The 12,503-nt window shown below is 60.8% G+C and carries 14 protein-coding genes; 5 read left to right on the forward strand and 9 right to left on the reverse strand.

The window, feature by feature from the left end; translation table 11 throughout:
• Nucleotides 1-100: 100 nt before the first annotated feature.
• On the reverse strand, nucleotides 101-544 hold the full coding sequence (soxR, locus tag ACW9I6_RS24550) for a redox-sensitive transcriptional activator SoxR (protein ID WP_008430848.1): 444 nt from the start codon (nucleotides 542-544) through the stop codon (nucleotides 101-103).
• Between the two features lie 90 nt (nucleotides 545-634).
• Here soxR and ACW9I6_RS24555 point away from each other — a divergent pair, with 90 nt between their 5' ends.
• Nucleotides 635-997 carry an antibiotic biosynthesis monooxygenase gene (locus ACW9I6_RS24555; RefSeq protein ID WP_457339942.1) on the forward strand — a complete coding sequence of 121 codons (363 nt, stop codon included), beginning with the start codon at nucleotides 635-637 and terminating at the stop codon, nucleotides 995-997.
• Here ACW9I6_RS24555 and ACW9I6_RS24560 read toward each other — a convergent pair.
• Genes ACW9I6_RS24560 through msuE form a run of 4 tightly spaced genes read right to left on the reverse strand, consistent with a single transcriptional unit; the run spans nucleotide 989 to nucleotide 5,057 of the window.
• A complete protein-coding gene (locus tag ACW9I6_RS24560; RefSeq protein ID WP_003210127.1) occupies nucleotides 989-2,092 on the reverse strand; it encodes a sigma-54 interaction domain-containing protein in 1,104 nt (367 codons plus the stop codon). The two genes, ACW9I6_RS24555 and ACW9I6_RS24560, sit on opposite strands and share 9 nt — an antisense overlap.
• Nucleotides 2,093-2,103: 11 nt before the next feature.
• Nucleotides 2,104-3,291, reverse strand: coding sequence for an acyl-CoA dehydrogenase family protein (locus ACW9I6_RS24565; RefSeq protein ID WP_003210129.1), 1,188 nt, complete (start codon nucleotides 3,289-3,291; stop codon nucleotides 2,104-2,106).
• Nucleotides 3,292-3,338: 47 nt separating this feature from the next.
• The gene (gene ssuD / locus ACW9I6_RS24570) at nucleotides 3,339-4,484 is read right to left on the reverse strand and encodes an FMNH2-dependent alkanesulfonate monooxygenase (protein WP_003210130.1); all 1,146 of its coding nucleotides are present in this window, start codon (nucleotides 4,482-4,484) and stop codon (nucleotides 3,339-3,341) included.
• 9 nt (nucleotides 4,485-4,493) lie between these two features.
• Nucleotides 4,494-5,057, reverse strand: a complete 564-nt coding sequence (gene msuE / locus ACW9I6_RS24575) for an FMN reductase (protein ID WP_003210131.1) — start codon at nucleotides 5,055-5,057, stop codon at nucleotides 4,494-4,496.
• A gap of 397 nt (nucleotides 5,058-5,454) precedes the next feature.
• Here msuE and ACW9I6_RS24580 point away from each other — a divergent pair, with 397 nt between their 5' ends.
• The 3 genes from ACW9I6_RS24580 (at nucleotide 5,455) to ACW9I6_RS24590 (ending at nucleotide 8,958) form a co-directional block, all read left to right on the forward strand.
• A complete protein-coding gene (locus ACW9I6_RS24580) occupies nucleotides 5,455-5,724 on the forward strand; it encodes a hypothetical protein (protein WP_008430855.1) in 270 nt (89 codons plus the stop codon).
• 228 nt (nucleotides 5,725-5,952) lie between these two features.
• Nucleotides 5,953-7,113: a cysteine desulfurase family protein gene (locus ACW9I6_RS24585; RefSeq protein ID WP_008430857.1), complete on the forward strand. Its 1,161-nt coding sequence runs from the start codon at nucleotides 5,953-5,955 to the stop codon at nucleotides 7,111-7,113.
• Between the two features lie 36 nt (nucleotides 7,114-7,149).
• Nucleotides 7,150-8,958 (forward strand): aminopeptidase P family protein, encoded by a 1,809-nt coding sequence (locus ACW9I6_RS24590; RefSeq protein ID WP_457339943.1) that lies wholly within the window; start codon nucleotides 7,150-7,152, stop codon nucleotides 8,956-8,958.
• On the opposite strand, the gene ACW9I6_RS24595 is transcribed toward ACW9I6_RS24590, so the two are convergent.
• Both ACW9I6_RS24595 and ACW9I6_RS24600 read right to left on the reverse strand, forming a co-directional pair.
• Nucleotides 8,955-9,545 carry a 2-hydroxychromene-2-carboxylate isomerase gene (locus tag ACW9I6_RS24595; protein ID WP_102369598.1) on the reverse strand — a complete coding sequence of 197 codons (591 nt, stop codon included), beginning with the start codon at nucleotides 9,543-9,545 and terminating at the stop codon, nucleotides 8,955-8,957. The two genes, ACW9I6_RS24590 and ACW9I6_RS24595, sit on opposite strands and share 4 nt — an antisense overlap.
• Nucleotides 9,546-9,580: 35 nt before the next feature.
• Complete coding sequence (locus tag ACW9I6_RS24600) at nucleotides 9,581-10,309, reverse strand: SDR family oxidoreductase (protein ID WP_457339944.1); 729 nt, start codon at nucleotides 10,307-10,309, stop codon at nucleotides 9,581-9,583.
• Nucleotides 10,310-10,401: 92 nt separating this feature from the next.
• Between ACW9I6_RS24600 and ACW9I6_RS24605 the strand changes: the two genes are divergently transcribed.
• The gene (locus ACW9I6_RS24605; protein ID WP_457339945.1) at nucleotides 10,402-10,962 is read left to right on the forward strand and encodes a TetR/AcrR family transcriptional regulator; all 561 of its coding nucleotides are present in this window, start codon (nucleotides 10,402-10,404) and stop codon (nucleotides 10,960-10,962) included.
• A gap of 12 nt (nucleotides 10,963-10,974) precedes the next feature.
• Here the strand turns inward: ACW9I6_RS24605 and ACW9I6_RS24610 are convergent, their stop codons facing one another.
• Both ACW9I6_RS24610 and rhtA read right to left on the reverse strand, forming a co-directional pair.
• Complete coding sequence (locus ACW9I6_RS24610) at nucleotides 10,975-11,256, reverse strand: hypothetical protein (protein ID WP_003210144.1); 282 nt, start codon at nucleotides 11,254-11,256, stop codon at nucleotides 10,975-10,977.
• 167 nt (nucleotides 11,257-11,423) lie between these two features.
• Nucleotides 11,424-12,311 carry a threonine/homoserine exporter RhtA gene (gene rhtA, locus ACW9I6_RS24615; RefSeq protein WP_003210146.1) on the reverse strand — a complete coding sequence of 296 codons (888 nt, stop codon included), beginning with the start codon at nucleotides 12,309-12,311 and terminating at the stop codon, nucleotides 11,424-11,426.
• Between the last annotated feature and the right edge of the window lie 192 nt (nucleotides 12,312-12,503).

Below are 12,503 nucleotides of genomic sequence, written 5' to 3' on the forward strand. Positions count from 1 at the left end.
CGTTCTCGCGAATGGGGTGGATCAACCACTGCATTTGGAGACGAACACCCCGCTTTTGCGAGCAATCCCGCTCCCACATTGATCGAGTTTTACCCCGCCATTATGTGGACGGCTCCAAGAGTTGTGCCCCAGGCCCGCGCTCACCCAGTACGTCGTCGTGATTGCGCAGCGGGCACGCCTCCAGCGACAGGCACCCGCAGCCAATACAGCCGTTGAGTTTGTCCCGCAGCAACATCAGTTTTTCGATGCGCTGGTCCAGGTCCTCACGCCATAGCGCAGACAGGCGCTCCCAATCGGCAGCGTTGGGCGTGCGGCCATCGGGCAAGGTTTGCAGCGCGTCATGGATCGTCGCCAGGGGAATGCCCAAACGCTGGGCAATCTTGATCACCACCACCCGGCGCAACACATCCCGCGGATAGCGCCGCTGGTTGCCGGCGTTGCGGTGGCTCTTGATCAATCCCTTGGTTTCATAAAAGTGCAGCGCGGTAACCGCCACGCCACTGCGGGCTGCCAATTGGCCGACGGTGAGTTCTTTGGTGACCATGAAAAAGCCCTTGACCTTGACTTAACTAGAGGTTTTACCCTGCGTGGCATCGAATCGCAAGATTGTGCCTACAGTGAGAGGGGAATGTTCATGCAGGTATTAGAGAAGAGTCTGAGTTTTACCCAGATGGTCGAATTCCACATCGAGCCTCAGCAGCAATCCGCGTTGGTAGAGGCCCTGTCATCGCAAAGCGAGCGCCTGGCCCAAGGCCATGGCGGCTTTATCAATGCCAGCGTGCAGGTCAGCGATGATGGGCGCCGGGTGCTCAGCTACCTGCAATGGCGCTCCCGCGAGGAGGGGGAAGCGGCCTTCAAGTGTTTTGAGCACGGTGAGGAAGACTTCTGGACGCTGATCCGCGCCCACCAGGCCACGGCTGTGACCTTCGGTTCGTTCCAGGTGCTGCGCAGCATCGAGCGCAGCCATGACAACGCTCTGCACTGCCGCCTAAATTGACAGGTGCAGCATGCGCTCGCCCTGTACGTTTTCGCCGGGGCGTCGCTTGTTCACCGCCAGCTCGCCGATCTTGATCAAACGGGTACGGGTCACGTTGCGGCTCAGGCCCAGCAGGTTGGCGGTGTGCACCTGGTTGTAATGGCTGAAGCGGTAGGCGGCGCGCAGCAGCGCATCCTCGACCTTTTCATGCAGGGCCCCGGCCTGTTCCTCGAAGAGCTTTTGAAAGGCGCGTTCCAGCAGGGCTTCGGCGCTGTTGTCGGTGCCGTGCTGGCTGTCGTCCTGACGCTCGATGCGCATGTTCGACAGGCGCAGGTCGTCGCGCTCGATCACCCCGTTGCGGCAGATCAGCAGGGTATGGTGGATCACGTTTTCCAGCTCGCGGATGTTGCCCGGCCAGCTGTAGCTTTTGAGTTTCTGCTCGGCCTCGCGGCTGATGGTGATCGGGCCGTAACCCAGGCGCTGGCTGTAGGCTTCGATGAAATGCCGGGTCAGTGGCAGGATGTCACCGGGCCGATCCCGCAGGGGGCTGAGTTCGAGGCTGACCACGTCTAGGCGGTAGTACAGGTCTTCGCGGAAATGCCCGGCATTGATGGCTTTCTCCAACTGAACGTTGGTGGCCGCCAATACCCGCACGTCGATGGGAATGCTTTTGCGTGAGCCCAGGCGCACCACTTCGCGTTCCTGCAGTACCCGTAGCAGCTTGACCTGGATCGCCATCGGCAAGTCGCCGATTTCATCGAGGAACAAGGTGCCGCCGTCCGCCTCTTCGAACCAGCCGGCCTTGGCACTGAGGGCGCCGGTGAAGGCGCCTTTTTCATGGCCGAACAGCTCGGCTTCCACCAGGGACTCGGAAAACGCGCCGCAGTTCACGGCCACGAAGGGCCGGTTGCGTCGGGCGCTGAGGTTGTGGATATGGCGCGCCACCAGCTCTTTACCGGTGCCGGTTTCGCCGATGATCAACACGCTGGCTTCGCTGGGCGCGACTTGCTGGATGTGCGCCAGCAGCGCCTGGGATTTGGGGTCTTCGAAGACCTGGGCCGTGGCGCGGATCGAGGTCGCAAGAGCGGGCGAGGGCGGTAAGGTTAAAAGCTGCATGGGCACCTCTTCTAGGAGTAGAACGTGGGAATCGGCAGGGACTGGTTCAACGCCCAGTCCCCCAGTTCGTGGAGCTTGTAGTCCACCGGGTCGTGCAAGGTTTGCGTGCGCAGGTTGCGCCAGTGCCGGTCCAGGCGCAGCGAGGCGTGGGTGGAGCGCGCGCCGGTGACTTCGAACAGGCGGCTGCACAGCTCCAGGCCGTTGCGGGTGGCAGCGACCTTGGCCGTGGCGATGGCGATGGCCAGCTCGCCGCGCTCGCTTTCACTGAGGCTCGGGCCCTTGGCCCAGGCCTGGTCCAGCAGTTCGGCGGCGCGTTCCACCAGCAGGCGCACGCCTTCCAGCGCGACCCAGAATTCGCCGTAGTGGTTGAGCACGTACGGGTCCTGGCGAATGTCCTGCACCGTGGATTTATGCCAGGGCCGGGTTTCGGTCAGGGTGTAATTCCGGGCTTCGGCAAACGCGCCTTCGGCGATGCCGAGGAACATATGGGTGAAGGTCAGTTGAGCGATCAGCGGGCGCAGGCAGGCGAAGGGCGTACTCAGCGGGCCGGGATCGAGGAGCAATTCCGACTCTTCCACGCGTACCCGTTCGAAGCTGGCGCTGCCGCTGTCGGTCTGGCGCTGGCCGATGTTGTTCCAGTCATTGTGCAGGGTGATGCCACTGCGCCCGCTGGGGATGGCCGCGATCAGCAGCTTGCCGCCGGCGCTTTCATCCACCGCCGAGGCGATCAGCATTTCCGAGTCGCTGGCACCGGAGCAAAAGCTCTTCTTGCCTGAGAATTCGCGCCAGCCGTTGTAGGCTTTGACCACCGTGCGCGTGTCCAGCGGGTTAAGGGCGTTGCCCCAGAACCAGTTCTTGCGCGCGGTTTGTTCGAACCAGGGTTGCCATTGCTCCGGGCGTGAGAACAGGCGAACGGTGGCGAGCATCAGGTGATGAAAACCGAAGACGTGGGCGATGGAGCTGTCGACCTTGGCGAATTCGCGCACGATCTCCAGGGTTTCGCTCCAGCGGGCGCCGAGGCCGCCGTACTGGGTGGGAATGCTCAGGGCCAGCAAGCCGCTTTGGCGCAGGGCGTCACGTTCGGTCTTCGGTGTGCCGCCGCGCTCGTCGCGTTCGACGGCAGTGAGGGCAAATTCGGCGGCCAGCAGTTTGGCGGTCTGCAAGGGTGAGGGCAAGACGCTGTTGGGTTTGGCTGTCACGCGGTACTCCTCATGGTGTGCCGGGGCGTGCCCCGGCAGACGGCAGGTCAGGCCTTGGCTTTTGCCGGCAGGACGTCGTTGGCAATCATTTCGCCGAACGGCCCGGTGAGGTTGGTGACGCCGCGCCCGGCCAGGCTGGCGTAGGGTTCCGGCAGCAGCGGGAACACCAGTTCGGCAAAGCGATACGCCTCTTCCAGGTGCGGGTAGCCGGAGAAGATGAAGCTTTCGATGCCCAGGTCTGCGTATTCCTTGATGCGCTCGGCGACTTGCTGAGGGTTGCCCACCAGGGCCGTGCCCGCGCCGCCACGTACCAGGCCGACGCCGGCCCACAGGTTGGGGGCGATCTCGAGGTTGTCGCGGCGCCCGTCGTGCAGGGCGGCCATGCGCCGCTGGCCTTCGGAGTCAAAGCGCGAGAAGGATTTTTGCGCGGCGGCGATGGTCTCGTCGCTGATGTGCTCGATCAGTTTGGCTGCGGCTTTCCAGGCGTCTTCTTCGGTTTCGCGCACGATCACATGCAGGCGAATACCGAATTTGACGGTGCGCCCGTGGCGGGCGGCGCGCTCACGCACGTCGGCGAGTTTCTCGGCGACGGCGGCCGGTGGTTCGCCCCAGGTCAGGTACACGTCGACTTGTTCGGCGGCGAGGTCGTGGGCAGCGTCCGAGGAACCGCCGAAGTACAGCGGTGGATATGGCTTCTGCACCGGTGGGTAAAGTGCCTTGGCGTTCTGCACGCGCAGGTGTTTGCCTTCGAAATCCACCGATTCGCCTTGCAGCACGCGGCGCCAGATCTTGAGGAATTCGTCGGTCACTTCGTAGCGTTCGCTGTGATCGAGGAAGCTGCCGTCGCCGCGGTTTTCGTCGGGGTCGCCGCCGGTCACCACGTTGATCAACAGGCGGCCATTGGACAGGCGGTCGAGGGTGGCGGCCATGCGGGCCGAGACGGTTGGCGAGATGATCCCCGGACGAATCGCCACCAGGTAACGCAGGCGTTCGGTCAACGGCACCAGCGCCGAGGCAATCACCCAGGAGTCTTCGCAGGAGCGGCCGGTGGGAATCAGCACGCCGTGGTAGCCGAGGTTGTCGGCGGCCTGGGCGACTTGTTTCAAATAGTTGAGGGTGACCGGGCGAGCGCCCTGGGTGGTGCCCAGGTAGTGGCCGTCACCGTGTGTAGGCAGAAACCAGAAAACATCCATGACAAATCCTTAAGCGATTTTCAGCAGAGAGGTGGGATGCGCGGCAAACAACGGCGCGGCGCGTTCTGCAGCAAGGCGAATGCGGGCCTTCAAGGGCTCACTGGTTATGTGGTAATCGGTGAAATCGGCCTCGGTGGCGTACACGCCAATGGGCAAGGTCAGGGCCTGGAAGAAACTGAACAGCGGGCGCAACTGGTGATCGAGTACCAGGGCGTGGCGTTCGCTGCCGCCGGTGGCCGCCAGCAACACCGGGGTGTTGATCAGGGCGTTGAGGTCGACCAGGTCGAACAGGTGCTTGAGCAGGCCGGGGTAGGAGCCGCGATACACCGGCGCGGCAACGATCAGCAAGTCGGCCTGTTCGATGGCCTGCAGTTGCGCTTCGACGTCGGCGGGCAATTCCTGGCGGGACAGTGCGCCGCCCAGCGGCCGGGCAATGTCGCCCAGTTCGATCAGGGTGGCCTGGATCGGCAATTGATCGGCCAGTTCGGCCAGCACCGCCTGGGTCAACACCAGGGTGCGGGACGGACGCCAGGTTCCGCCGGAGAGGGCAACGACATTCAGTGGACGGGTCATCAACAGTTCCTTTTTCAACAGTGGCTCAGGGCAAGAGCAGTAGCAGGGCTTGAGCAAGAGCTGTACCAAGCTGTGCAGCCCTTGACTGGCGTGGCCTCTGTGCCAGGTGTTGGAAAATGGTGGTGTTGTCTGCCTGGTGTTTTGTTGAATGACTGTTGCCTGGGCAACAGTTGCCAGGCGAACAGTGGCGTGAGTGTTGAGGCCATTTATAGAGGGTTGTGTTTATTCCGTAAATGAACGTATTTCCATATTTATAGACCTAAATGGAATATATGGCGCGACTATCAGAAGTGTCGCAAAGGTTGATAGCGACTATCACGGCTGATGATTTTTCACCGTGCAGGGGCGGGAGTAGCCTGTACTCATTGACTTCAGCCCGTTTCGCAGGACCTTCGCCATGAACCGTTTTCTCGCCATTTCCGTATTGCTTGTCACCTCAGTCCTTGCCGGTTGTGCGACGCATTCGTCGCCCGAACTGCGTGGCTACTCGGCCGAGGAGAGCAAGGAACTGGCGCTTGAAGCCCTGAGCCGTCGAGGCCTGTCATTTGATGAATACCAACAGAAGAAAGCCGAACTGACCGGCCAGCCACGGAACACCTTCGGTTTCGACCGTCAGGGTGAGATGAATGCCGAGCGCAGCATGACGCTGCACGGTCGCCCCAGTTGAGTCAGTGGCGAGGTCTGAAAAGCCCGAGGTTTCCCACAGGAACCTCGGGCTTTTTGTTTGCCATCCGTTTCCCGGAGCCTGTTAAGCTGAATTTCAGGAGCGTTCCTACGCACTTTTAAATAAAGTGGTCTTTCTTTAACGGCACGGGATCAGGTAAACCATCTTCCTTCCTGATTGCGGCCCCTGAGACGTTGTTCTCGGGAACCTGCTCTGCGAGTCTTTAACGTCATGAATAAACGTCCGCTGTATTTCGACTACGCCGCCACCACGCCGGTGGATGAGCGGGTCATCCAGGTGATGGTTGAGTGTCTGGGCTTCAATGCCAACTTCGGCAACCCTGCGTCCAGTTCCCACGCGTTCGGCCAACAGGCCCGGCAAACGGTTGAGCGGGCACGGGGCCAGGTGGCTGAGTTGGTCGGCGCCGAGCCGGCACAGATTGTCTGGACCTCCGGTGCCACCGAGTCCAACAACCTCGCCATCAAGGGCGTTGCCCAGGCGCGCGGCGTGGCCGGCGGGCACATCATCACCAGCCAGATTGAACACAAGGCCACGCTCGACACCGCTCGCCAGTTGCAGGAAGCCGGGGTTGCCGTGACGTACCTGGTGCCGGACGCCGAGGGTTTGATCAGTGTCGAGGCGGTGAGCGAAGCATTGCGTGAGGACACCTTCCTGGTGTCGCTGATGCTGGTGAACAACGAGCTGGGCACTCTTAACGATATCCGGGCGATTGGCGCACGCGTGCGCGAGCATGGCGCGCTGTTTCACGTGGATGCGGCGCAGGGCGCAGGCAAGGTCGAGATTGACCTGGCCGAATGGCCAGTGGACCTCATGTCATTTTCCGCACACAAACTCTATGGTCCCAAGGGTATCGGCGCGTTGTACGTCGGCCCACGTGCGCAGCAGAAAGTGCTGGCGCAGATTCACGGCGGTGGCCATGAAGGTGGTTTGCGTTCGGGCACCCTGGCAACTCACCAGATTGCCGGCATGGGCACCGCGTTTGCCCTGGCGGCAGCGTCCTTTGCTGAAGAAAAGGCGACCATCGTTGCCTTGCGCGAGCGCCTGCTGGAACAGCTGAATACAATTGCCGGGGTGCGCCTCAATGGCAGCCTTACCCAACGCATTCCCCACACCCTGAGCCTGACGTTCAGCGAAGGCGAGTTCAATTCCGCCGCCTTGAGCGCGGGCATTGCCTTCTCGGCCACTTCGGCCTGCAATTCGGCGAGCAATGCACCGTCCCATGTGCTTCTGGCGCTGGGCCATGATGCCCGCAGCGCAGGTCGCACCATTCGCTTGAGCCTCGGGCGGTTTACCACCGAGCAGGATATCGATCAGGCGGTACAGCTGATCAAGGCGGCACTGGCCAGCGCACCGGCGTTCTGGGCCGTTTGACCCCATAACAATTATTAGTGGTTAGCAGGAGACACGATGAGCACACAGCCTTTGACCCATGGAACGGTTCCCCAGCGCCTGGCGCACACCCGCGAACTGATGAGCCGCGAGGGCATTCATGCCCTGTTGGTGCCGTCGGCGGACCCGCACTTGTCCGAATACCTGCCGGGTTACTGGCAGGGCCGTCAGTGGTTGTCGGGTTTCCATGGGTCGGTGGGCACGCTGATTGTTACTGCGGATTTTGCCGGTGTATGGGCAGACAGCCGCTATTGGGAACAGGCGACCAAGGAGCTCAAGGGCAGTGGCATCGAGTTGGTCAAGCTGCAACCCGGCCAGCCCGGGCCGCTGGAATGGCTCGCGGAGCAGACGCCGGAAGGCGGCGTGGTGGCCGTTGATGGCGCGGTCATGGCCGTGGCCTCGGCGCGCACCCTGGGCAGCAAGCTGGAGGCACGTGGTGCACGCTTGCGCACGGATATCGACTTGTTGAATGAAGTCTGGCAAGACCGTCCAACCTTGCCGAACCAACCGATCTATCAACATCTGCCACCCCAGGCCACCGTCAGCCGTGGCGAGAAGCTCGCAGCCCTGCGTGCCAGCTTGACGGAAAAGGGGGCCGACTGGCATTTCATCGCGACCCTGGATGACATTGCCTGGCTGTTTAACCTGCGGGGTGGCGACGTTTCGTTCAACCCGGTGTTTGTCTCGTTTGCCTTGATCGGCCAGCAGCAGGCGACGCTGTTTGTGGCCCTGAGCAAAGTCGACGCCGAGCTTCGCGCGGTGCTGGAACAGGATGGCGTGACCCTGCGCGATTACAGCGAAGTCGCAGCTGCGTTGAAGGACATTCCTTCGGGCGCGAGTGTGCAGGTCGACCCGGCCCGGGTGACCGCCGGCTTGCTGGAAAACCTGGGCAGTGGCGTCACGCTGATCGAGGGGCTTAACCCGACCACCTTGGCCAAATCGCGCAAGAGCCTGGCGGACGCCGAGCACATTCGCCAGGCCATGGAGCAGGATGGCGCGGCCCTGTGTGAATTCTTTGCCTGGCTCGACAGCGCGTTGGGCCGTGAGCGCATCACCGAACTGACCATTGATGAGCACCTGACGGCAGCGCGTACCCGTCGTCCGGGTTATGTGTCGCTGAGCTTCAATACGATTGCCGCATTCAACGCCAATGGCGCGATGCCGCACTATCACGCGACCGAAGAAGAACACGCGCTGATCGAGGGCGATGGCTTGCTGCTGATCGACTCGGGTGGCCAATACCTGGGCGGCACGACCGATATCACGCGGATGGTGCCTATCGGGACGCCAAGCGAAGAGCAGAAGCGCGACTGCACGCGGGTGCTGAAGGGGGTGATCGCGTTGTCCCGTGCACATTTCCCCAAGGGCATTCTCTCGCCGCTGCTGGACTCGATTGCCCGTGCGCCGATCTGGGCCGAGGGTGTGGACTACGGCCACGGTACCGGTCATGGCGTCGGCTATTTCCTCAATGTGCATGAAGGCCCGCAGGTGATCGCCTATCAAGCCGTCGCCGCACCGCAAACCGCGATGCAGGCCGGCATGATTACGTCCATCGAGCCCGGCACTTACCGTCCGGGGCGTTGGGGTGTGCGCATCGAGAACCTGGTGTTGAACCGTGAAGCGGGCAAGACCGAGTTTGGCGAGTTCCTCAAGTTCGAGACACTGACACTGTGTCCGATCGACACCCGTTGCCTGGAGCCGTTATTGCTGACGGTGGAGGAGCGCCAGTGGTTCAACGATTACCACGCACACGTCCGTGAGCGCCTGAGCCCGCTGCTCAGCGGTGCAGCGCTGGAGTGGTTGCAGGTGCGCACGACTGCGATCTAGCCCAGCGCTTCGCGCACAAAGTCCAGGCGATCCTGGCCAAAGAACAACTGGTCGCCGACGAACATACTGGGGGCACCGAATACGCCACGCTGAATCGCGTGTTCGGTGTTGTCCTTGAGGGTTGTCTTGACTTCGTCATCGTTGGTCAGCGCCAGGACTGCTTCAGGATCAAAGCCGTGTTCGGTCAGCACTGCGGCTACCACAGACAGGTCTCCCAAGTGTCGGCCCTCGACCCAGAGTGCGTGGAACAGGCAGTCGATGAAGTCGAGAAAGCGTTCGGGCTGGCGCATTTGGACGCCGGTGACCGCACGCATCAGCATTAATGTGTTGATGGGAAAGTGCGGATTGAACTTGAGCGGAACGTGGTAGCGCTGGGCGTAGCGTGCCAGGTCCTGGAACATGTAGCGACCTTTGGCGGGAACGGTGGCCGGTGACGCATTGCCGGTGGCCTTGAACACCCCGCCCAGCAGCATTGGCTTGTAAATCAGCTGGGTGCCGGTTGCAGCGCACAGGCCTGGAAGTTGGGTATAGGCCAGATAGGTGGCAGGGCTGCCGAGGTCGAAGAAAAATTCTACTGTTTTACTCATGCTGGATACTCGCAGTTTATTGTTATGGGGCGCGCTTACCAGGGTTCATTCCAGGGGCGCAGGTCCAGCTCGAAGGTCCAGGCGTCCCGGGGCTGGCTGTGCAGGTACCAATAGTTATCGGCGATGTGGTCCGGATTGAGAATGCCGTCCTGATCCTTGAGGGCGTATTTTTGCGGGAAGTTGTCGCGGATGAAGTCGGTGTCGATGGCGCCATCCACGACGACGTGGGCGACGTGGATATTCCGTGGGCCCAGTTCGCGAGCCATGCTTTGCGCCAGTGCACGGATCCCGTGTTTGGCTCCAGCGAACGCGGCAAAGCCGGCGGCTCCACGCAACCCGGCCGTGGCACCGGTAAACAGGATGGTGCCGCGGTTACGGGTGACCATGCGCTTGGCCACTTCCCGCGCGTTGAGGAAGCCTGAGAAACAGGCCATCTCCCAAATCTTGAAGTACTTGCGGGCGGTTTCTTCCAGGATGCTGCACGGCACATTGGCGCCGATGTTGAACACGAAGGCTTCGATGGGGCCCAGCTCGGTTTCAATCCGCTCGATCAGCGCGATAACGTCTTCTTCCTTGCGGGCATCGCAGGCAAAGCCATGCGCCTCGCCACCTGCTGCGTGGATGCTATCCACCAAGGGTTGCAGTTTATCGGCGCTGCGCCGGGTGACGCAGGCGACGTAACCCTCACGGGCGAAACGCTTGGCGATGGCACCACCTGTGGCATCGCCGGCACCCACTACCAGTACGATTTTCTTGTTGTTCATCATGGGAGATCCTTTAGTAAACGATCGTTTGCCAAACGAACGTTATGCTACGATCCAGCAGGCGTCAAGCTGACAGCACAGTGGAGGAAGCGATGCGATATTCGGCTATTCACAAGCAGCAAACCAGGGAAAAGCTTCTGAACAGCAGTGCGGCACTGGCGAAGAAAGAGGGTTTTGCCAGTGTCGGGGTGGATGGCTTGATGAAGGCCATTGGCTTGAGTGGCGGTGCGTTTTATAGCCACTTCGCTTCGAAGGATGAATTGTTCAGTTCGATTGTCGAGCGTGAATTGAGCCACAGCCTTGAGCGATTGAATGGCGACGGGGTGCAAAGCCGTGAGCGGCTGGATCGCTGTTTGAAGTTCTACCTGAGCATGGCCCATGTGGAGCAATCCGAAGCCGGATGTGCGTTGCCGAGCCTGGGGGCGGAGATTGCGCGATCTGATGTGGCCGTTCGTCAACAGGCGCAGGACTGGATTTGCCGATTGCAGGTGGGGTGGGCAGCAACACTGGGCAGCGAGGCCCTGGCGTGGTCGATTCTGTCGCAATGCATCGGCGCCCTGGTGGTGGCGCGGATGATGGTCGACCCGCAGGTGCAGGCACAGGTCCTGTCATCGAACTACGAGGTGCTCAGCCAGCAGCTGTCGAGGCTGTGAGGTCATCGACAGTTACTTGCAGATGACAATCATGCTTCGGCTTGTGTAGCCGGCGGGGTTAAGACCGAACGGGTAGTCGCCTGGGTCTTCGGCGTTGTCCCCCGACTTGGCGATGACTTTATAGCCTTTGGCGCCACACGAATTAGCTGCACTGGCGTAGCACTGGTCCCAGGAAGAGGACAGGCCTGAGCAGTTGATATGCAGGCCCTTCTTTCCCCGTTTTACTTCGGTCTTGGTGGTCGCGGCACAACCTGCGATTGCCACAATCATGAACAGCATCAAAATTCGCTTCATTACTATCCTTAATAGCCGCCTCGCTTAAGTGCACGAAGCTGGCTTTGCTCGCTCTCGAGTGTAGCGTTCATGATGTCCTTATCGAAAATCTCCATGAATGACACTGGGTTACGACCTAAACATGGCCTAATTGAGCGGCAAATGCCATAGCTACGTCAAATCCTGAATCAATCGGCTGGAACGAGTGGTTTTGATTCGTTACGCATGGTCAGGGTTGCACCCACCGAGGCCAGGATAATGCAGGTGATGGCCAGCCATTGCGCCAGGGACAAGTGCTCTTGAAGGAAAAACAGCCCGGACAGGGCGCCGAACGCGGGTTCGATACTCATCAGGGTTCCGAACGTGCGGGCTGGCAGGCGAGTCAGGGCGACCATCTCCAGGGTGTAGGGCAGGGCGGTGGATAAAACCGCGACACCAATGGCGATCGGGATCAGCGAGGGTGTGAGGAGTGCGGCGCCCGCGTGGACGATACCTATCGGTGCAACAAACAACGCTGCAATCATTACGCCGAGGGCCGCAGTCTGAACGCCATTGTCGGCGCCGGCCTTTTGGCCAAACAGAATGTAGAGTGCCCAGCACGCACCTGCGCCGAGTGCATAGGCGGCGCCTGTGAGGTCAATGCCGCTGCTGGCTTCGCCCACTGGGATCAATAGCAGAAGTCCGACAATCGCCAAGGCTATCCAGAGAAAGTCTACGGCGCGTCGCGAAGCGTAGATGGCTACTGCCAGCGGGCCGGTGAATTCGAGGGCTACTGCGATTCCCAGCGGAACGGTACGCAGCGACATATAGAAGAGGAAGTTCATTCCCCCCAGCGCCATCCCGTAGACGATCACCGTCTGCAACGACTTGGCTGTCAGCTTGGCGCGCCATGGGCGTAAAAGGAGCAGCATGATCACACTGGCGAAAATCAGGCGCAGGGTGGTGGTGCCCTGGGCGCCCACGATGGGGAACATGCTTTTGGCGAGTGAGGCGCCTGATTGAATAGAGGCCATGGCAATGAGTAGCAGGCCGACCGGAAACAGTGTCGAAGCCAGGCTACGCGGGGAAGTGGTCATTGAGGGTATTCGTCCGAGGTCGTATTGAAAGAAACCGAGTGGCTATGATGCTTAACTGTCGAGCGTTGGGCAATATATTGCTCAGTTGGTTAAGGGTTCCTTCCTATATAGACGAATTCCGTGATTGTGGGGATGGATTGATAGAAAAGCTGAATTAAGGGTTGACGGCAGATTCTGGAAGTCTATAATTCG

It is taken from the genome of Pseudomonas sp. SDO5522_S412 (assembly GCF_054071215.1).